The 20,753-nt window shown below is 62.1% G+C and carries 15 protein-coding genes; 5 read left to right on the top strand and 10 right to left on the bottom strand.

The genetic code is table 11. From position 1 onward, the window contains the following. Positions 1–565: 565 nt before the first annotated feature. The gene (locus ACUKCB_RS14655) at positions 566–2,692 is read right to left on the bottom strand and encodes a GmrSD restriction endonuclease domain-containing protein (protein ID WP_473036168.1); all 2,127 of its coding nucleotides are present in this window, start codon (positions 2,690–2,692) and stop codon (positions 566–568) included. A gap of 550 nt (positions 2,693–3,242) precedes the next feature. Beyond that, a complete protein-coding gene (locus tag ACUKCB_RS14650) occupies positions 3,243–3,794 on the bottom strand; it encodes an HNH endonuclease (protein ID WP_473036167.1) in 552 nt (183 codons plus the stop codon). Positions 3,795–4,658: 864 nt separating this feature from the next. Between ACUKCB_RS14650 and ACUKCB_RS14645 the strand changes: the two genes are divergently transcribed. Then, a complete protein-coding gene (locus ACUKCB_RS14645) occupies positions 4,659–5,963 on the top strand; it encodes a helix-turn-helix domain-containing protein (protein WP_473036166.1) in 1,305 nt (434 codons plus the stop codon). A gap of 230 nt (positions 5,964–6,193) precedes the next feature. Further along, positions 6,194–7,852 carry a pentapeptide repeat-containing protein gene (locus ACUKCB_RS14640; RefSeq protein ID WP_473036165.1) on the top strand — a complete coding sequence of 553 codons (1,659 nt, stop codon included), beginning with the start codon at positions 6,194–6,196 and terminating at the stop codon, positions 7,850–7,852. A 330-nt stretch (positions 7,853–8,182) separates the two neighbouring features. Here the strand turns inward: ACUKCB_RS14640 and ACUKCB_RS14635 are convergent, their stop codons facing one another. The 6 genes from ACUKCB_RS14635 to ACUKCB_RS14610 all read right to left on the bottom strand — a co-directional run bounded on the left by ACUKCB_RS14635 (position 8,183) and on the right by ACUKCB_RS14610 (position 16,485). Further along, entirely contained in the window at positions 8,183–8,983 is an 801-nt protein-coding gene (locus ACUKCB_RS14635; protein ID WP_473036164.1) for a hypothetical protein, read from the bottom strand. Positions 8,984–9,009: 26 nt separating this feature from the next. After that, entirely contained in the window at positions 9,010–9,522 is a 513-nt protein-coding gene (locus ACUKCB_RS14630) for a type II toxin-antitoxin system VapC family toxin (RefSeq protein WP_473036163.1), read from the bottom strand. Further along, complete coding sequence (locus ACUKCB_RS14625; protein ID WP_473036162.1) at positions 9,515–9,952, bottom strand: hypothetical protein; 438 nt, start codon at positions 9,950–9,952, stop codon at positions 9,515–9,517. The genes ACUKCB_RS14630 and ACUKCB_RS14625 overlap by 8 nt, the downstream gene beginning before the upstream one ends. Before the next feature lie 673 nt (positions 9,953–10,625). Further along, positions 10,626–13,703 carry a type I restriction endonuclease subunit R gene (locus ACUKCB_RS14620; protein ID WP_473036161.1) on the bottom strand — a complete coding sequence of 1,026 codons (3,078 nt, stop codon included), beginning with the start codon at positions 13,701–13,703 and terminating at the stop codon, positions 10,626–10,628. A gap of 3 nt (positions 13,704–13,706) precedes the next feature. Next, positions 13,707–14,915: a restriction endonuclease subunit S gene (locus ACUKCB_RS14615; RefSeq protein WP_473036160.1), complete on the bottom strand. Its 1,209-nt coding sequence runs from the start codon at positions 14,913–14,915 to the stop codon at positions 13,707–13,709. After that, positions 14,908–16,485, bottom strand: coding sequence for a type I restriction-modification system subunit M (locus tag ACUKCB_RS14610; RefSeq protein WP_473036159.1), 1,578 nt, complete (start codon positions 16,483–16,485; stop codon positions 14,908–14,910). Before ACUKCB_RS14610 ends, ACUKCB_RS14615 begins: the two co-directional genes overlap by 8 nt. A gap of 324 nt (positions 16,486–16,809) precedes the next feature. Between ACUKCB_RS14610 and ACUKCB_RS14605 the strand changes: the two genes are divergently transcribed. The 3 genes from ACUKCB_RS14605 to ACUKCB_RS14595 are packed head-to-tail and all read left to right on the top strand — an operon-like array spanning position 16,810 to position 17,599. Further along, the gene (locus tag ACUKCB_RS14605; RefSeq protein ID WP_473036157.1) at positions 16,810–17,079 is read left to right on the top strand and encodes a hypothetical protein; all 270 of its coding nucleotides are present in this window, start codon (positions 16,810–16,812) and stop codon (positions 17,077–17,079) included. Further along, positions 17,079–17,348 (top strand): hypothetical protein, encoded by a 270-nt coding sequence (locus ACUKCB_RS14600; RefSeq protein ID WP_473036156.1) that lies wholly within the window; start codon positions 17,079–17,081, stop codon positions 17,346–17,348. Before ACUKCB_RS14605 ends, ACUKCB_RS14600 begins: the two co-directional genes overlap by 1 nt. Further along, positions 17,348–17,599, top strand: coding sequence for a helix-turn-helix domain-containing protein (locus ACUKCB_RS14595; protein ID WP_473041011.1), 252 nt, complete (start codon positions 17,348–17,350; stop codon positions 17,597–17,599). The genes ACUKCB_RS14600 and ACUKCB_RS14595 overlap by 1 nt, the downstream gene beginning before the upstream one ends. On the opposite strand, the gene ACUKCB_RS14590 is transcribed toward ACUKCB_RS14595, so the two are convergent. Further along, positions 17,574–18,611, bottom strand: a complete 1,038-nt coding sequence (locus ACUKCB_RS14590) for a hypothetical protein (protein WP_473036155.1) — start codon at positions 18,609–18,611, stop codon at positions 17,574–17,576. The two genes, ACUKCB_RS14595 and ACUKCB_RS14590, sit on opposite strands and share 26 nt — an antisense overlap. A gap of 97 nt (positions 18,612–18,708) precedes the next feature. Beyond that, on the bottom strand, positions 18,709–20,748 hold the full coding sequence (fxlM, locus tag ACUKCB_RS14585; protein ID WP_473036154.1) for a methyltransferase, FxLD system: 2,040 nt from the start codon (positions 20,746–20,748) through the stop codon (positions 18,709–18,711). Positions 20,749–20,753: the final 5 nt, after the last annotated feature.

Raw genomic sequence — 20,753 nt, 5'->3', positions numbered from 1 at the left:
CACACAAGCCCCGAAAACGCCGCGAGGACCCCGCCTAAGGTCCTCGCACACCCCGTCTGACCTGGGCTTTTGTGGCGCACCCGGCAGGATTCGAACCTGCGACCGTCGGATTAGAAGTTCTATGGTCGCGTACCGTCACGGGTCGCTACGTAACGTTGCGTCCTGCGCCATCCGATCCGTGATGCCATTCCGGGCCGCATCGTGCCGCCTGATGTTGCCCCGGTCCAAAACTGCGGAGCACAAACGGAGCACACACCGGCCCCTGGCGGCGTCCGATGGCACCTCGCGAGGTCCTCGCTGCGTGACTGTTGAGGCCGGGTCTGTGTCCGAAAACTCCGGGGTATCCCCACCAGAACAGCAAGCACCATGTAACGAGAGATTGTTACGCGCGGTTCTGTGGGGGCCTCGGGGGGCTTCCTCGGGGCTACCCGGCGCGGGAGCGGTAGAGCGCGACGGCATCGGCTTTGAACTCCGCTGGGTCGACCTTCATGGCCACAGGTGTGGAGCCCACCTCAGACTCAAGTGTCTGATATGTCCACTGCTCGGAGTGAACGTTCGTGCGTTGCTACCCATCATCGGGCTTCACTTCTTCGTCTGCTGGCATGGAGTTCTGGAACTCCGTGCGAACGTCCCTCAAGCGGCGGCCGTCCGCCACAGACCAGAAGTACCACCCGTTCGTGGGCTTCTTGCGCAATGCGTGTCCGGCGGCCGAGGGTGACGTGTAGCGCTTGCCGGCCAGTTCAATGGCACCGTCGGTGGTCAGGGTGGCTTCCCTGCCTTTGAAGTCTTGGTGCGTTGCCACTAGCTTTTCGCCGGGAGCGAGAAGTCCTGCCTCAATGAGGTGCTTCAACTCGACCCAGTCACCGGCCTTCGTCTGCGGGTCGACCACCTTGCCGTGATGGCCTTCCGGGACCGGCCACACCTGGAGGATCCGATCGATCAGCTCCCTCGTCCGCTCGTCGATCAGCGCCTCGTCCCAGGCATGGTGCTCGGTTCGCTTGATCACCCGACCCGTGAGTGTGATCGTGTTGTGGTCCATCAGCGCCGACCGCTTCGCTGACCACGATCCGTTGGAGACCTTCGCGTTGAGCTTCTGTGTCAGAAGCGTCAGGTTGCCCAGACGGTGGACGCGCAGCTGCCGCTCCTCGATCTCCTCAGGCTCCTGGACGCCCCAGTTGTCGTGCCACTTCCGTGGAAGCAGGTGCTCGATCGGATAACCCATCCGCTCGATCTGCGGCTGGCCCGTCTCCGCCCGGTAGAGGTCCTCCACCGCTTCGAGAATCATCCGGAGTCGCCCCCGCGGGAACCGTGAGTATGCCGATTCCGTGGTGAGCGTCCTACGAACTTCCTCATCGCCGGGCCAATAGGTGCTCGTGACGTTCAGCCGAGCAAGGCGCCCGGTGACGCGTTCCACGAGTCCATCGGCGGGTGTGTTGGAGATGACCGCGATGAGGTCGGCGACGATGCGCCCCAGATCGCTGCCGGACAGGCGAAGAAGCTGGCGACGTACGACCCAGCTCTCGGCCACCCGGATGATCTGGTCGACGGACTCCTGCGGAAGGTCTCGACCCGGCTCGTGCAGCCAGATGAGCAGGGGCTTGAGCACCTCGACGCCGCTGGCCTGCATCCGGTAGACCGCCATCTTGGCGGAGTCGAGGCTTCCTCCGTGACTGACTGCGGCTTCGGTCCAGGCCTCGTATTGCTGTGCCTGCTGCTTGATCGCAGGCAGCATATGGGCCATCTCGTGACCGGACTCGAGCTCGACATAGGACTTGAATCGGTTGAACGTCGCCTGCGGGCTGATCTCCTCGCCGGTACGCGACACGAGCCACTGGTTGAGGAACAGCGAGCTGCGGCTGATGAGGTTGCGCCCGACACTGACCTCCTTTGTCCAGAACCTGGTCTCGAACGGCCAGTCCTGCTGGTAGGCCTTCTTCGTGTCTGCGCCTTCGGCTTCAAGCCGCTGGAACACGAAGTTGCGCACAAGGTCGGCTGCGGTGAGCGGGGTGCCGCGAGCGTTGAGTGTCTCGAAGATCTCCTGGGAGTTCTCCGAGGCCTCCAACTCGATGGAGACCAACTGAAGGCCGTGCAGCAGTACGTTGGTGAGCTTCTCGGCCTTGACGGTGTACTCGTCTGACTCGGGTGGGCCTAGCCACTGTTCGATGACCGTCGAGAAGTAGGCATGTGCGGCGACGATCTGGGAGTCCGAGTGGGCCAGATCGGTGTGGTCGACCGGAGGCTCAGCCGACATCACTTCGTCGAACGCTGCCTGGTCCTTGTTGAGGTGGCGCACCTTCAGCCGGATGTCGCCGTCTTCGATGTAGACATCGTCGTTGTGCGTGAGACGTTCGAGCTGACCAGCGAGCTGAGCGTTGCCCGACTCCGTCAGGAGCGCGCACGTGGCGTCCGCGAGGATCTGCAAGGTCGTCAGCCGCTGTTGGCCGTCGATCACGTTCCACGTCGTTAGCTGCATGGTCTGAGCTTCATGAGACTGGATGACCACCGCGCCGAGGAAGTGAGTGGCGTTCAGATGGGGCTCGTCGATCCGGAGTTCAGTGATGCGCCGGATGTCCTTCCATAGCGGCTCCCACTGCTCATCCTCCTTCCAGACGTAGGGACGCTGGAACAGCGGGATCACGAAATGCTGCGGCAAGTTGAACAGGTGCAGTGGCGTCCGCTTGAAAGTCTCCACGCCTTCCATCATTCCTTACCCGTCCGACAATGTGGGCCGAAGCCCCCCGGGAGCATCGAAGCGTGGCGTGGTGTGTTAGCTCATGTCTGGAAGGCGCAGCCCGCCCGAGGGCGTCTCGTACTGGGTTCGGTAGTGGTTGCGGCGTGTACCGGGATCGCTTCCCGTCATTCCCGTGAACCGGTCGGTCATCGCTCTCGATTCTGGGGACACGCAGTAAGGCGGTGAACGCCGCTTGCCTGGTCCGGAGTAACTTCGGAAGGGCTCGCCGGGGCGCGGTCACTGGTGGTGAGCAGGTCTGGACCTACCTGAACTTTCGGATTAAAAGGCACCGAGGCCCCCGAGTGGGTATCCGTGTCCGCAGGCCCCGTCGCCATATCGTGCGCCTCGCACGGAGGCCAGACGAGCGGGCTCGGTGAGTCCGCTCGCGCCGCCACCCGCGCAGGCGTGTGTGCGCAGGAGTACCTCATCCTCCAGCAGGCCGGGCTCACCGGAACGGCCCTCACACCATCGACTCGTGGAGGCCCTGAGACCTGGCACCATCCCCAAGGTCCTACTCCGCAAAGTGGGGTGGGAAACCGAGGTCAAGCGGACGTGCATCCACTACGCGGCAGACGAAGTCCCGTCCTTCGTCAGTCAATACCACATACCGTGCATTTAGGGCCCGCACATATGCCCGTTGGACGCGCGACGGCCGGTCCGGAAACCGATCCTCCGACAACCTGACCAGGCCATCGAGCATCAGGTTCCCAATCGCCCAGGTCATCCCCAGAGGCAGAGTCGGATACCCCATCCCGGTGCGGTACACGGCGAACCACCGTAAAAGCTGCATCTCTAGATCGGTGTACCGGCCGTTCAACACACCCAGGTTCTCCTTGTACTGCCGTATCGCCTTGCGGTCGATCTCGCCTGTCGTCTTTCGACGGTGGCACGTGGGGCACAGCGCGATCAGGTTCCCGAATCGGTGCTCACGCACCTTCGACCAGTCGTCGATATGGTCGATATCCACTGGATGCTGGCGACATGTCGGGATCGCGCAACGATGACCGGATTCAACGAGGACCTGACGACGCAGATTAGCAGGAATGGAAGGTCTTGCCGTCATGGCTAGACAGTACCGATCCCCAACGACCAAAGGTGCTCCATGATTGTCACCGCGGAGTTGCACCTCCTAATCGAGGTGAGAGTCGGCACACACACGGGCGGGGCGCCGGGGCGGCATTCTGGTGCTTCAGCAGCGAGCTGGCAGCCCTGCACGTTCGTCAATCGACGAGGTAGTGAGCCTTGATGTAGTCGACTGTGCGGTCATACAGATCTCCTGCCAGCTTCACCATGTACTTCCGGAAAACCATAGCGGTGGTGTTTCGCGCCGAGTGTGTTCGAGGCTGTGGTGTGTGTCGGGATCGTCTCCCGACACACGTGTGAACCTGGAAGTCGCCGAAGGTGATGTTGAATCCGGCCGGCATCGTGTCGCCGGAGGCGGCGCAGTCGGCGGCTGAGCGGACGGTGTGGCTGGTGTTGCGCGACTCCGGCAGTTCGCATCAGCAGGGACGGGCTCGAAGGGTGAAGGCGAGGCTGGTCCCACCCCGGACCCATCAGTGCGGCGGCTCCTCGAAGGTCAGGCGGAATTCCCCCGCCTGACCTGGGATTTTGTGGCGCACCCGGCAGGATTCGAACCTGCGGCCATCGGATTAGAAGGTCCCGGTCCAAAACTGCGGAGCATAAACGGAGCACACAACAGGCGGCAGAGTCCGATGGTTGATGGCGAGATGGCCGGTCGTTAGCGCACGTAACCGTCTTGAGTCTCGGCCGCCATGTCCGAAGTGCTGGGCAAGCCGCAGCCGCTGGCATGCAGCGCTCCTGAGGACCCTCTCTCGCATGTCTATGGATAAAAGTTGCTGCTTTCTCCGCGTCTCATCTACCACCATAGTCTATGGTGAGTGCTCACTGAGTACTCATGGAGGTTCGTGTGGTGGAGTCCGACAGCATCAAGAGCGCGCGTCGAGCGCTGAACCTCAGCCAGGCCGAAGCAGCCCGCCGTGCCGGCGTTTCCCTGGCGACCTGGAGAAGAGGCGAAACCGACCTCACCACCGTGGGTGCTGCAAACAGAGAGAAGATCCACCAGGCGGTCGCTGCCGCTCTGCAACCCGTCCACTCCTGGGTAACTCGCTTCAACGCCCGCTTCCACGGTGATCCCTTGACCCCCTCCCAAGCACACCTGCTGTCCATGGTCTTGACCTTGAACGGAGAGAGCTTCCACCTCGAGCAAGCCAGTGTCTGGGACGACGACGTACTGGACGACCTACCTGAGGCCGCTCTCATGCTGGTCGCCGAGCGGCCGCAGTGGCTGCGGCGCTTCTTGGCCACCTCGCATGAACTGGGGGAGCGGATCCATCAGGGCGAACTCCCTGCCCCGGAGAACATCGCTGAAGCCACAGCCCTGCACATCGCCCTGACCAACAGCCCGCCTCCAAGGGAGCTCTCCGAACTTTCGGGCCTCGGCTACCGGCAGTACCCCCGAGACCTGGAGCAGCCAAGGCCATGGGGGACGATCCGGCGGGCGCTGACTCCCGCACCGCTCCTCCAAGCACTAGGGATGCTCAACAGCTCCCACTACGCGGCCCACCTGCTGGCCCCGATGCTGATCAACGGTCGGCTCCTCACCTCCCCCCTACACCCAGATCGCTGGTGGGAGCCCTGGTCCGACCACGCCAACCAATGGATGCACCGCACCACAGCAGACATCCGCCCCCGGCCTAGCTCAGACGAAGCCGGGGCATGCACCGACGATGACCCGTCACATTCGCGTTCAACCGCCTGGGGCATCTTCGAGCTCCTGGCCGAGCATGAAGAGGACCTCGACCTGCTCCTGGGCGGACTCCTGTGCCCGGGACGGATCGCTCAGATCGAGGAAGACTCCCTCTCCGCCATCGTGTTGGAGAGCCAAACCGGATACGACCTCGTGATCAAGGTCAGCTGCCGCGACCACGGGCGCTCGCAGACACTCTTCCCCGACTTCGATGATGAGGATCCCCTCCGTTCAGCGGCCTTCGCCTGGGGATTGGCCGACCTTCTACAGGAGCAGATCTCCGACCTCGATGAGGTCTTCGAGGGAGACTTGCTGCGGCAACGACTGACGGTCGCCGGTGGTTCGGTTGTGGTCTTGCCCGATGCCAGCGGGTTCGATCTGTTGTTGAGCGTGGTGGTTCAGCAACGCACCTCCGCACGGTCGGCCGCGGTCGACGCGGCCCGCGCATCCTGGCTTGAGCGCTGATGCGGGATCGGGGACGAGGTCGCAGCCTGGCAAAAAGGAAGATGTTCAGGACTGAGTCTTGCTACCCGGCTTCGTGGAGCTCTGCGCGTAACAGAGTCTCCAGTTGATCCGGTGCGCAACAGTGGTCGATGCAGTGAAGATGTCAGTGTCGCACAGCCTGACCTGACGTAGAGAGTGACCGGGTTCGGCCAGGTGTCCACACTCCGCCTGTGGCTGACTACGGTCGTATTATGACCACCGACCCCTCACCCCTGCAACTGTCTTTCTCTTGGCGCGAACGCGTAAAGAGAGGATATCTCTGGCTGAGCGAACGCCTGGAGCGGCGCCGCTTTGGCGCGTCTTGGACCGCGGTTATCGTTGGCGGGTTTGGTGGGGCCGTGGCGTTGTGGCCCCTGGCCACAACGGTCTGGGACCTGCTTGGGCTTACCACGGGCCAGGCTTGGCGTGTGGCCGCTGTGGGGGTATGCGCTCTGGTTCTAGCCGCTGGTGTGGTGGGGGTGAACTGGGAGCGCACCGCACCGATGAGGTTGGGCTGGCTGATCTTGGCCGCATGGGGGCTGGCCACGGGCGCGGTCGCGGCCATGACCGTCCTAGCGTGGCTGGTGCTCGGCGCCCCCCAATGGAAGCTGCCCGGGGAACTCACCCCCCAGAACCTGGACGCGATCGCCACGCGCGCCTTCGCTATCGTGGCTGGCTTGGGCGGTGTGGCCCTGCTCGTGATTGGCTACCGACGCCAACGCACCACTGAGAAGGGGGAAGAACGCGAGGTCTCGAAGCTGTTCACCGACACCTTCGACAGCGCCAGCGACAAACTTGGCAGCGAACATGCTGCGGTGCGCCTGGCTGGAATCCATGCCCTGGCGCGCCTGGCCGACGAAGCTCCTGAAGGGCGCGAGTACCTGGTACAGATGGTCATCAACGTGCTGTGTGCATACCTGAGTATGCCCTACACACCCCGCCCTGACGATCCCTCTGGCCCGAAGCAACCTCGGCCCGGCCCGTCAGCGGCACTATCGGCCACAGCAGTTGACCTCGGCCAGATCCGCAGGACCTCAAACGACGGTGCCCAGAGCGAGGAACAACAGGCCGCTCAAGAGGAGTACCGCAGGCAGGTGCTCGAATTCGAGTCGCTCCAACAGGTGCGCCACACGATCGTCCGCATCATCGGCAATCACCTACGCGAGCCCACTCGCTGGCGCGGCAAGGACTACGACTTCACCGGCGTCGTCTTCGACGGTGGCGACTTCCACAGGGCTGATTTCACTGGTGGGACAGTGGACTTCAATGGAGCACGGTTCGCTGGCGGAACGGTGGACTTCACCTGGGCCCGGTTCTCCGGCGGGACGGTGAACTTTCACAGGGCTGATTTCACCGGCGGGACGGTGGATTTTAATGGGGCCTGGTTCTCTGGAGGAATGGTGAATTTCATCGAGTCGCGGTTCTCCGGCGGGATGGTGAACTTCAATAGAATTGAGCTCACCGGTGGAATGATGAACTTCTTCGGGGCCCGGTTCTCTGGGGCAATTGTGAAATTCATCGAGTCCCGATTCTCTGGAGGAATGGTGAATTTCATCGAGTCCCGATTCTCCGGCGGGACGGTGAACTTCAACAATGCTGGTTTCACTGGGGGGACGGTGAACTTCAACAGGGCCGGGCACCTCGATGGGGCTAAGTTCTCCGGCGGAGAGGTGTCTTTCTCCGGTGCTCAGTTCACTGACGGAAAGGTGGACTTCAACGAGACCTCAGGTGCATGCCCCAAAGGCCTGCTTGGAGCGATCAGTCGTGGGAATCCGGGAGTGGTCGTACTGCCTGAACGGTGGCGCCCAAATCCTGTGGAAGGCGGCGCGGGGCTGGTGTCAGAAAGCCCGCCTGATGCATTCAAGCACTGACATCTCTGTTGCGCTCAACACCCGTTCGCTGCTGCTCAGGAAAGCGAGGGTGCGTTTAGTAATCATCACGGTGGACTCTTGGAAGCGAGTGTGTGCGGCCGCTGAGTCGGTGCTGTTAAAGAGAATCCAATCAGGCGGAAAGTGGGAGGTGCAGCTTCTGCTCGCGCCCGGCTGCTCTAGAACTGTCTTGTGCCGACTGGGCAGCGGTGGGCCTAACGACTATGATTTCTAGCAGCACCCGATACACCAAAGCTGTCCGAAGTTGAGATGCCCGGAGTTTCCAGACAGGGTCATCGGGTGTTTCAATTTAAGGATCCTCGATGGGTTAAACTAATGGGCGAGTCGTGTGGCAACATCATTAGTAATAAGCTGTGTCACGTCTAGGATCTCTTTGCACCAGCCGCGAACATCAGTTTCTGATCGATATCGGCGAATCTTTTCTAGGGGCTTCCGAGTTTCTGCTTCCGGATCGGTTAGATCCAATTCGTGTGATATTTCATTGCGGGCTTTGAATGCTTCTTGTAGTGCAGTAGTTGTTTTGTTTGGGGAAACCCTTTTTCTGATTGGCGGGTCAATTACGCCTAGGGCTTGGGATAGCTCTGATACTCGATCTGCGGATTGTGCACTGCCATCGGTGAGAGTGTAGATCCAGTTTGAAAGCAAAGAATCGCGTGGGCTGACACCAGAAGTCAAGAGAATCTGCACCAACTCTTTTGCCTGAACGGCGCCAGTATCAGCGTGGCCAACTTGTCTCTCTGCCCATTTTTGGAACTGGGTATTCACTTTCTCGTCTTTGGAGGCCAGCATGGGTAGTGCGTGCTTGACAAGGCGCTTTAGGGATGTATCAAGTCCGGCAGAAGCGAAGAGCAGGGAAGAGCGCAAGGAGTCAACTGCTGCGGGCACCCACAGGCCTTGGTTCGATTTTCCATCCGATTTTTTCAGTAGTCGATTTATGAGCTTTGCCACTGCGATTGCTGAATCAGCCGATTGAGTAGCAGCACGGATGGCATTTTGAACCTCGGGTAGAAAGGATTCCGCTGCAGGAGATGCCGCTGTTACTCCGGACAAAGGGTGGCTGCCACCGACCACGTCGGTAACAAACCTGCGTGCTACTTCTTCGTTCAGTTCCACAGTTCAATAACCCTTTTTGATTGGAGTTAATCGAACAGCTCTTCCTGCCATACTACTTGGGGAAATATAACCGATACACCCTGGATTTTATGGCCAATCGGGAAGCCGCTATCGTAGGTCATCAGATAGTCGCATTTTAGTCGTATTGCCGCAGCCATGTGCAGGGCGTCAGCTGTGGGAAATTTTTTGTCTCGGCTGTGTCTTCTTTCGCGGCATTCATCAACGATCTGGTCAGCGATGCGTACAACGAAGCGGTCAATATCAATCCATGAGGTACCTGGGGCCTTGAACCAATCGCCCAGTAATTTTCGGGCTTTCTCTGAGCGTGTTGCCCGTTGGCGAATATCGCCGTTGGCAATTACCTCAGCTTCAGTCAAAGCTGAGGTGGCGATCCTGAATTTATTTTCTGAGGCAGCATCGAATAGCTTTTTGGCAATTTTCCATCGAGGATCCTGGGTCTCCGGATGAAGATCTTCATTTCGCGTCAGCAGGTCGATGTAGACGTTGGTGTCGATGTAAACGAGAGAGGCGTTAGTCACTCCGAACCTCCGCCAAGAATTCATCGACGTTTTGTCCACCTATCCAATCTGGCGCGATGCCGAGCAGCTCATCGGCCCTCGGGCGATTGCGATCATCTGAAGGCATGAACTCCAGCTCATCCACAACGATCTGGAGTGCCTGTCCCTGATCGTTGTGTGTGACCCGGCCACCAGCCAAAATGCGCTCGCGCCACAAGTCCCGCAACCGGTGCTCCATTATTTCAGGGATTAGTCCTCGCACCACATGCCGTGTGACCGGATCCAATATGCCGATCTCGAACAACCCTTTGCGCTTCACTGGATGGGCATTGATGGCTTCGAGGAACCCTGACACTGATCCTAGCGATACCATCCGGCCCTGGACTGCCCGCTCGGCGTTCCGGCGCACGGGTTCCGACATTGGAAAATGCGGTCCTGCCTTGCCGTTCACCGTAGCTACTGAAACCTCTTGCACCCCTCTGCCAGGCGCACCGGCTTGGGCGATTCTGCTTACGGTCTTATCCCAGTACAGCCTTGGGACCTCTGCCCGTTCGTTCAGCTCAGCTACACCATCGACAAGAGCTTGAACAGGGACCAGTAAGTCATGTGCAGGACGCTTCTGGGTTTGCCCAGAGGGGACGATGCGAGCGACGAAGGACCCCCGTCTGTCCATGTCGAAGCTGCTGAACCTCCATGTAGGGCGGCTACCGCGCAGCTGGTAAGCGCGATCGATCTCCCGGAGCGCTCCTTGTAGTTGTTGGAACACGCCAAGGAAGCGAGACACCTCAGGTCGCTCCTGGCCTGGGCGGATCTTCACCTCAAGTGCTGTGAGAGCGTCCATGGTCCCACCGTAACGCGCGTCCTCGGGCACCGATGGACGTGGGGATGGTATGTGTCCCAAGGTGCACCTCCATCCCAACCCAGGTACTACAGGCTGACAGTGTTCCCTTCTGAGAGGCACCTGTGCAGGAAAATTCGAAAATTTGGCCAGATTCGGCCAATCCTGTTGGCCTCTGGAGGCAACGAGTAAGCGCCCTGTGAGTGTGGCTTAGACGGTCGGCCAGGGCCCAAGTAGCACAACGAACCCGGCAACCACCAAGGGTTGCCCGGCCTTTGGGCGTTGGTCAGTCGACGAGGTAGTGGGCTTCGATGTAGGCGACGGTGGAGTCGTAAGGTTCGCCCACGGGCTTCAAGGCGTACTTGCGGAAGACCGCGGCGGTGGCGCGACGGACGCCTCGGTTACGCTCGTCAGCGTTGTCCCATGACTGGCTCAGGGTGCGGGTGACGACTTTGTCGATCTCCTCGGCCAGGTTCCGTTCGGTGACGGTGAGGCCGGACGGCGCGTGGTCGTGGATGATCCGTGACAACACACCCACGTGGTCATCGTCCAGGACGACGACAGCTTCGTTGGGGTGCTTCTCGGCATCCACGACGGCCTTAGCGACACGAAGCGCTTCGGACAAGAACGCCAACGCGTCCTGGGAGTTCTGGATGATCCGCTCCCGCAACAGCCTGATCCGCTCCGCCAGGGCGGTGTACTTCGCCGATCCTGGTTCGACGCCCTTGTCGAGGGCAGCCTTGATGCGGTCCAGGATCTCCGCCGCGGACGGCGGCGAGTCACTCTCGCCATCGTCCTTGCCGGGTTTGGGGCGGACGAGGGTCAGCAACTCCTTCAGGATGGCGATGCCTTGGGCGTCCAGGACGAGGGACTCCTCTTGGGAGGCGGCCACAGAGAAGGAGTGGACGTGGGCGTTGATGATCTCCAAGACCATCGGCCCCAACTCGCCTAGCCGCTCCTTCCTCTCCTCGTCTGAGGACTTCTTGAAGAGAGTCGTGTACACCGACCCGAACAGCCCGAAGCTGTCCCGATACTTGGCGATGCGCTTGTCGGTGCTGATGAGCGGATACAAGCGGCCCAGGAGCCGGTAGTCCTTGCTGAACACCTCAGCGGCGCCTGGGTTGGCGTCCAGGAAGGTGTTGATGGCGCGCACGGACTCATATCCGTGGACCGTGAGGTCCAGGCCGTCTACGTCCGCGAGGAGGTCTTCGATGCGGGCGAAGGTGGTGCGGAACTCGGAAACCAGTTCGGACAGGTCGGTGACGAACCCACCTCCCTTACTGCCGCTGTCCGCGGTGGGATCAACGACGGCTCGCTGGACCTCTTCAGCCAGGCCGATGTAGTCCACGACCACGCCGGAGGTCTTCACATACCCAGTCGGGGAGACCCAGGTGCGGTTGGGTCGGGTGATGGTCTGGAACAGGTTGTGGGCCTTCAGCGGCTTGTCCAGGTACAGGACACCCTCGTTGGGAGCGTCGAACCCCGTCATCAGCTTGGCGGTCACCACCAGGAAGCACAGCGGGTCGTCCGGGGTGAGGAAGCGTCGCTTCTGCTCCTCTTCCTCGGCCTCTGAGAGCTGGAACTTCCGCATCGCGGGATCTTCGCCCTTGGAGTCGGAGACGGAGATGTTCACCTCAGCGCTGATCCGCTCATGCTTGCCGACCTCAGCGAGTACCTGAGAGGCCTCGAAACCGGCCAGCAGCTCGTTGATCTTGTCCGTGTACGCCACGGCCATCTCACGGTTGTAAGCGACCACCTGGGCCTTGAGGCCGTTGCGGTAGGCGCCGGCCAAGTAGTGGTCCACGATGTCCTGACAAACCGTGTGAATACGGTCGGGGTTGGCGAACACCGAGGTCAGGCGCCCAAACTTGCGGGACAGGGCCTCACGGTCAGGATCATCGAGGTCGAAGTCGTCGGCGAACTGGTCAAACTCGGCCTGCAACGTTTGGTCGTTCATCTCGAACAGGACCGAGTGTGGATCCAGCATGACCGGGACGGTCGCCTCGTCCAACAAAGACCGGGACACCGAGTAACGGTGCAGCACCCGGCCCGGGTCGTCCTGGTCACCGAACAGGGCGAAGGTATCGGTGGACAGGTTCCTGATGGGACTGCCGGTCATGCCGAAGAACTTCGCGTTCGGCAACGCCGCGCGCATCCGCCCAGCCAGGGACGCGTCCCGGGTGGACTGAGTGCGGTGGGCCTCGTCCACCAACACGATGATGTTGTCCCGCCTCGACAGATTCTTGCCAGCGTCGGCGAACTTGTGGACGGTGGTGGAGATGACGCCGCGCACGTCGTCGGACAGCAGCGAACGCAACTCTCGACCGGTGGAGGGCTGGCGGAAGTAGGCGTCCCCCATCGCTGAGGTGAACACCCCGGAGGTCTGCCGGACGAGCTGGAGCCGGTCCGAGAGCAGGATGATCGTGGGCGAGTCAGTGCGGGCATCGGCTAACAAAAGCGAGGCGGCGAACACCATCAGCAGCGTCTTCCCGCTGCCTTGGTGGTGCCAGATCAACCCTTTCCGGCCACCAGCAAGGACCCGCTCGTGAATCAGGTGGGCGGCTTCCAACTGCGGGTAGCGGGGCAGGTACTTTTTGTCTACCCCGCCGCCGGAGGTGTCGAAGAGAGCGAAGTTAGCGAGCATGTCCAGGATCGTGGCCGGATCGAGCAACAGCTCGACCGAGCGTTGCACGTCGGCCTGACCGGACAGGTTCTCGTCGTCGGCAGTGGAGCGGAAGGGCTGCCACAGGTTCGTGGGGGCACCAGCGGCACCGAACCGCAGCTTCAGCCCGTCCGAGGCGATAGCGAAGACATTGGGGGTGAAGAACCAGGGATACTCGGTGGCGTACACATTGTTGATCTCACGTGCGGCGTCGGCCCACGCAGACTTCGCGGTTGGGGACTTCACCTCGACCACGACCAGGGGCAAACCGTTGACCCAGTACACGAGGTCGAACCGACGGGAGGGTCTGCCGGGAACGGAGATGGACACCTCGTCCGAGGCGACGAGTGCGTTCGCGGTCGGGTGCTCGAAGTCGATGACCTTCAGGGCATGCCACACACCCTCGGAATCTCGGAACTCCTTATGCCCACGCAGCAGACGCAGCACCTGCTCGTTGGCCCGCACCAAGCCGTCTTCGACGGCGTTGACCGTAGCGACGATCTCCCCGACCACGGCGTCCACATCAAACCCGGCGATCACCCCGGGGTTGAGTCGGATGATGGCTTCCCGAAGAGGGCCGGAGACCACTGTTTGCGTGGTCTCACGGGCTAATGATCTGCCCGCGGTGAACTCCCAGCCCATGGGGAGAGACCACTGGATCATCAGATTTTGGAACTCACGTTCCTGAATGCCCTTCGCCACAGATCAAACCTCCAACTTGGCGGTTTTGATGTTGATTTGGCGTTCAAGTAGACCCGACAGCAGTCCGGTCCGAGCTTGACGGAGCCGGGAAGACTCAGACCGTATCGCAGTTACGGTCTCGCTGATTGCGTCGAGTTCCGCAGCGATCTGCTCCTGATATGCGACGTCTGGAAGTCGCACAGGCATACGAACTGCACGCATTGCGGTGATGTGTTTGATATTGGTGCCTCCTGCGATATCGAGGAATGTGCCCGACTCATAGGCCCACAGGCACCAGTGGTTCAAGAAATCCGGAGTGCTAATTCCTTTAATAGCCCGATACCGCATCAGTGTCTTCTGGAAGCAGATCGGTTCCGGAAGCTCTCCACGCCATTTCACTGGCATTCCGACTGCGGAGTGGCTGGCACTACCTTCGGAAACGAGTACATCACCGGGCACGAGACCAAACACCTCGCGTTCCTTCGGTTCGAAGTTCATCTCCAATACGTCGGTCAGATCGAGCGTTCCGTATCCCACATTCGCAGATCGCAGGTACGGTGTCATGTAGGGTCCTGTGGCGTACTTCGGAGCCCGCTGCCGCCCCATCGTGATCTCAAACGCCTCATCAGCACGGACCACCGCTGTGTCTTTGCCGTTCATCAGTTCGGAGCGGCGCCGTCGTAGTACCGCATGCAACGCCTCGGCCTCGGCTTCGAGAGCGCTGATTTGATTGTCGATCGCACTAATGAGCTCGACGATCTTCTCTTGCACCGGTTCTGGAGGAAGTGTGACTGTAGCTGCGTAAAACTCCTTCAGTCGAACGTTGAGAGCGCCATGGGAACGTGCCCCCTCGCGGAGCATGCCAGCAAGCGATCCGAAGAACTGGTCCGAGTTTAGGGCCAACTCTAGATATTCGGGAAGCGCTGCCCCATCTGTAGCCTCGAACACGAAGTACAGCGGTGAGACGATCCCCGGCTCGTCGTTGAGGTTGCGGGCCACTGTGCCGTATGCGGCAGATTTCGAAGTGCTCTTGTTGTAGACGAACTGCCCAGGTGCGACGACGTAATAGCTTGAGGTGTCCTTGCTGGCGACCTTCTTAGTGAAGAACGACTCCTGCGCTACCAGGCCGTGTTCAGCGGAGACGGTCAGGACATTCTCATTGGTCCCGCCCACGTTCTTCCTGGTGACCCGTGTGGCCACCTCTGACAGTGGAACCTGTCGCCATTCACTCATCGAAGTCCTCGATCCCGGAATTAGCGAGTACGGAGAGCATGCGCTGCTCGAACTTCTGGCGTTCAGCTCGGGCAATGTTATAGGCCTCGATTAGGATTCCGAGGTCTTCCTGTTCGACGGCGGCTCGCTTGACGTAACGTCCGATGTTGAGGTCGTACCCGTTCGCCACGATCTCCGTCATGGGGGCGAACCGAGCCGCAAATCCGTCGTTGCCGTCGGTATCAATCGGATTGCCTTCGGCGTTGATTTTCGAGTGGTAGGCGGTCACAATGCCGGCGATGTCGGTCTCAGTGAGGACGTTGCGGTTCTTGGACTTGGTGAACCGCTTGGAGGCGTCGACAAACAGCACGCCGTCTTGGCGCTCCGGAGCCTTGGTGCCAGGTGCTCGGAACACCAGGATCGCTGTGGGGATGGCGGTGCTGTAGAAGAGGTTCGCTGGCAGCCCGATGATGGCTTCCAAGAGGTCAAGGTCTAGGATGCGCTGGCGGATGGCTGCTTCTTGGCCGCCGCGAAAGAGCACACCGTGGGGCAGGACAACACCAGCACGACCCTTCTGCGGGTCCATACTGGCGATCATGTGCTGGACAAATGCCCAATCTGCCGAAGACTGCGGGGCGACTCCGCCGATGGCGCGCGGGTCCTTCGTCCAGGGTTTCCACTTCAGGCTGTAGGGCGGGTTGGCGAGGATCACGTCGAACTGAGCCATGGACCCATCCGGCTTTTTGAAGCGCGGGTCCCTCAAGGTGTCGCCGACCTCGACCTGGAACTGGGTGAGATTGTGCATGAAGAGGTTCATGCGGGCCACGCCAGCGGTGTCCGGGACGGCTTCCTGTCCGTGAAGGCTGAGGGTGTATCCGCGGCCGCCGTGCGCTTTTAGGAGGTTTGCGGAAGCGATGAGCATGCCGCCTGAGCCACAGGTGGGGTCGTACACAGATTCGTGGCTCCTGGGGTCCAGGATCTCGACGATCAGTTCAACGACCTCGCGTGGAGTGAAGAACTGGCCCGCGCGGGTTCCTGATCCATCGGAGAACCGCTTCAGCAGATACTCGTACGCCCCACCGAGCACGTCGTGAGACATGTTGCCCTCGTGCATCTTCGGGGTGCGGTCCATCGCCTGCAAGAGCGCCGCCAACACTTCCCCCGATAGCACCTCTTCGGAAGTCCAGGTCATGGACCCGAACAGACGGGAGAATTTGTCAGGGTTGGCCCTCTCGATGGCCTGAAGAGAGTCACGGACTCTCTGGCCGAGTCCGGGCTGGGTGATGGTGGCCAGGATGGACGACCAAGAAGCGCGGCGCTCCCGAACGGTGCCAGCGTGGATGAACGGGATCTCGAACGACTGATAGTCCCGGTACTCGATCTCCTGGGCCTCATCAGCGGAGAGAGTGCTCAAGACCTCGGCGTTATCGTTCAGGAACTCCTGGTGGTGGTGCTCCCAGGTGTCCGACAGGTACTTCCAGAACATCAGCGGGAAGACGACCGAGGAGTACTGCGCTTCGGGCATCGCCACGCGCAGCTCGTCGGCGGCGTCCCACAACCGGCTCTCGATCTCCTGTGGTGTCACTGCCATCTGTCGGGGGTGTCCTTGCTCGTCAATGGGGTGGGGCCCGAAGGCCGTGGTGTTCCTGCTGAACACCCTGTTTCGGCACGCTGGTGTGTTCACGCCAGGCGCGGCCTACTGGGTGAACGCGGGGAGCGTCGCCCTCCTGGGCGGTTACTTAACCAACGGTATCCCTCCTCAAGGACACACGAAGAGTCCGCGCGCCATCGGCAGGAGCGGGGCGGAAGGGTAGAGCAGCCTGGGCCCATGCGGGTAGGCATGGCCGGTGCTGGCCAGCAATGATTACTCAAGGTCATTGGAGGAAGCTTTAAAGAGACTGAATTTGGAGGACTCATGGCTCACTCTGACCCCAAGCGCCGATCCCAGATCGCTTCCATCGCGGCCCACTGGTCGTGGGCCGACACCAAAGATCGGTCCGCCCGCACTCTCCCGGCTCGCCGGGCCTCCATCGCCCGCTGGCAGACCGTGGTCGACCTCACAGGTGCGATGTCGCTCGAAGCGCGTATGAAGGCTGCCGAGTCCGCGCGTCGCGCTCATTTCAAGGCCATGGCCAAGAATCGGTGGGACGCCTACCGCGCTGAACAAGCCAGGAAGAAGAGCTGATGGCTCACCCGGACCCGGAGAAACGTCGGCAGTACGCTCGTCTTGCCGCCAATATCAGCTGGGCACGGACTCCGGTGCGTTCCGAGAGGCTGGCGCCAGCCCGCAAAGCCTTTGAAGCGAAGTTCCTTGCCGAGGTTCCGCCAGAGGTGACCGATCCTGCTGAACGCCGCAAGGCTGCTATCTCAGCCCGCCGGGCGTTCTATCAGCGGTTCGCCATGATGGGTGTGGAGGCCCGCCGTCGCAAAGCTGCCCAGAGGAGGGCAACGTGATGCTCGAACCTGGCTTGATTCCTCGCGTGGCCTATAAGGTTCCCGAGGCCGCCGAGGCCTTGGCCCTTAGCGAGGCCCTTGCCTGGAAGCTCGTGGGGTCCGGGCAGCTGCGCTCGTACAAGGTCGGCAGCTCGCGCTTCGTGCCGGTAGCAGCGCTCACGGAGTTTGTCGAAGCCCGTCTCGCGGAACAACCGCCCCCTGATTGCTGCGGCCTCTCCTCCGGTTTCATACGACCAGCCAGCGAAGGTTGAAAACGCTCTCTCGAACGGCCTCTTCCAGCGCAGCGCCTTCGGCTTGAGGCAGGGCGCCCGCGCCGAGAGATGAGGATCGCGCGAGGGTCTCCAGGCGGTCCTTCTGTCTCGCTGTCAAGGAGCGGTCACAGAGGTCGTGGGTCAGCAGCTCACGAGCCACGTGTGCGTCTTGGACCTCCCCTGCCTCTCTGAGCACTGCCCTGAGAGCGGTGGCCCGCTGGTCGGCACCAACTGCCAAGTCAGCGGCGCACAACCCCAGACGGGTGTGAAACAACCCCGCTCCATCTGAGGGCTGGACACGCGAAACGCTGTCGACCATGTCGAGTGAAGCGCGATCAGCTTCGCGTTCTGCCTTGAGAAGGCAGAGCACTACCAGCATGGACGCGACCGCTTCCTCCCACGGCTCTTCCGTGCGGGCGGCCTCAGCTACTGCTAAGGCTTGGTCGTGGTCTTCGTTGGTGCTGTGGGCGAGGATGGCGATTTGGCGGCCTTCAAGCATCCTGGCTCCGATGTCGGAGTGCTGCTGAACATGCGCCAGGGCCTTTGCCCAGTCTCCTGTGGAGGCGAGTGCCCGTGTGCCGTCGCTGAGCATGACGGTCCCCAGCCACCGATGGATCTGATCCCCCGCCTGGTGGTTCTCTGTCAGGTGTGCGAAGTCGATCTCCACACCGTCGATGGTCGCCACGGTGCGGGTTTGAGCTGCCCGGTACAGCGCCTCGAACATCGCATAGGCCTGGTCTCCGGCCCCGTCTCGGGTGCGTATCCGGGCGAGGTTGATGAGGGGTTGGAGCGCGAGCTTGGCGGTGGGTACGTCGTAGCCGCGTGGACGGGAGAGGAACACGCGGGCCTGGCGCACACACAGCTCACGTGCCAGGTCGGGCATGCCGCAGTCGCTCGCGGTCAGGGCGGCCAGGTTCAGGGCGGCAGCCGCGGTGTCCGGTGATCCTGAGCGGGCGCGGATCTGGGTGAGGCGTTTGCCCAGTGGTGGGCAGGCCGCTTTGGTGCGCGGCACCAGGGGTAGGCGCCGGGCGACTTGATCAAGAAGGTGGGGGGTCAACTCGTGGTCCTTTCAACAGTCGCCCGACGCGCCGAGAATCAGGTGCGGTGGTTCACCAGGCGATGGTGAAGGTGGTGTCGGGCTTGAGCACCCGCATCCCCTCGGACAGCTCGCCTTGGGGGGTGGAGGCGGGGTGTGCGGTGATGGTGGGGTAGGCGGGCATGGTCTTGGCCCACTGCCGTACTAGGTCGGTGAGGTGGTCAGCCAGGGCCACCCGGTCGGGGCCGTGGGCGGTGACGCCGAGTTCTTCGGTTTCGGCGCCAGCACCGTCGACATCGCGCAGGATCAGGTAGGCGATGCTGCCCGCGCCGTCGTGCAGGCTGGCCCCCGCCCAGCGCGGAGTGGGACAGACCCCTGCGGCTCGGGTCTGCTTGGTGACGGATAGCCGGCCGAAGTGGTGATCGTGGGTGGCCAGCCACAGGTCCAGGTGGTCCACGATCTGTTCGAAGGTTCGGAAGGTGACTTGGGTCCATACCGTGTGCGCGGGGTGGTCCAGGGCGGTGCTGAGCGCCTGCTCGTCCACCTGGTCTTCGGCCGCCACTTTCAGGACCGCGCCTTCACCCAAAGGGATGGGGCGCACGGGTGCGTCGGAGGAGCCGCGCATGGGGACGAAACCACAGGTGAGCGCGGAGGTGGCGACGAGGGTATGGGGGCCGGTGCGCTCGAAGGGCAGGCTTCGGGTCAGGCCGCTTCCGTGCAGGCGGACCGGGACGACCAGGCGCCCTTCGGGGGCGAGCTGGTCCCACCAGGCGGTGGGGATGGTCCAGGCCCCCGCGGTGACGATGATGCGCTCGTAGGGGGCGTTGGGCGGGTGTCCCAGGGCTCCGTCGCCGCAGATCACCTCCACCCGGTCGTATCCGGCCGTGTGCAGGTGGTGGCGGGCCCCGTCAGCGAGGTCGGCGTCGATCTCGATCGTGCTCACCTGCCCGGTGGGGCCGACGATCTCATTGAGGAGAGCGGCGTTGAAACCGGTGGCCGCGCCGATCTCCAGCACCCGGTGGCCTTCGGCGGCCTGGAGCTGCTCCAACATGCCAGCGACCAGGTTGGGTTGCGAAGCCGAGGAGATGGCTTCTCCGTCAGCGTCACGCTTGGTGACGACCACCCGGGGCGCGTAAGCGGTCTCGATGTCCACCTCGGGCAGGAAGAGGTGGCGCGGCACCGTACTGAAGGCCGCCTCGACGGCGGGGGTACGGAAGGTATCGCGGCCTCGGATGGAGTCCACCAGCTCTTGGCGCAGGCGGCGTGTGGGTTCGGCTTCAAGGTTGTTGATGGTGTTCACCCTGCTCACAGTAGTGATGCTGCTTCGGACGGTGGCGGCTTTGGTCGGGTGTGCCACCGGGGCGCGGTGGAAAATCGCAGCAGCGGCGGCACGGGCGATCAGGCCCTGTTCGGTGGCGGGTATCCCGGCTCGGTTGAACGCGAACAGCAGATGATGGGCCAGGGTGGCCCGCACTCCTCGGGTGAGCTGTCCGGTATCCGCCAGGTGGGCGAGGTTGTGCCCGGCGTGCTGGAAGGCCTGGGTCCACACCGGGGCCATCTTCGGGTGCGGGAGCCGGGCACGGAGCAGGTGATCGAGCTGGTCCACTTCGGTCCCGGTGGGGTCGCGGTCCACGGGTCGGTGAGCGGCCAGGCGGGCGAAGACGTCCCCTTGTTCGTGCCACTCCTGACCAGCACCCCGAAGCAGTGCACACGCCCGAAGAACGGCCAACAGCGTCCGATGCCCAGTGCCGTTGCGATGCAGATACGACAGCACGTGGAGGCTGTCGTGGTGGAAAAGCTCATGGGCGACGTCCATGCCTGGGGGCCCGCCGAAAGCGTGTGTCTCGGGCTCGTACACACCCCGCACCCATTCCAGGAGGAGCCCTTCGTCCTCCCAGGAGCGCAGGTGCCGTTCCAACCGGACCCGGGTCTGCTCCACCCTGCCCGGGGCGAGGCGGTAGCGGACCCTCCAGGAGGGGCCTTTGCGCACGAACCACCACCCTTGGGCCTGGGCGTATGCCATGGCGGGCCCCAGACGGGTGATGCCGACCGTTTCGGCCTGCCGGGGGCCGGTGAACCACAAGGTCACCTGCTCGTGAGGGGTCTGGGTCATCATCG

Source organism: Nocardiopsis moroccensis (assembly GCF_055763695.1).
The sequence above is the reverse complement of the archived record's forward strand: the minus strand, read 5'-3'. Positions and strand labels throughout refer to the sequence as shown.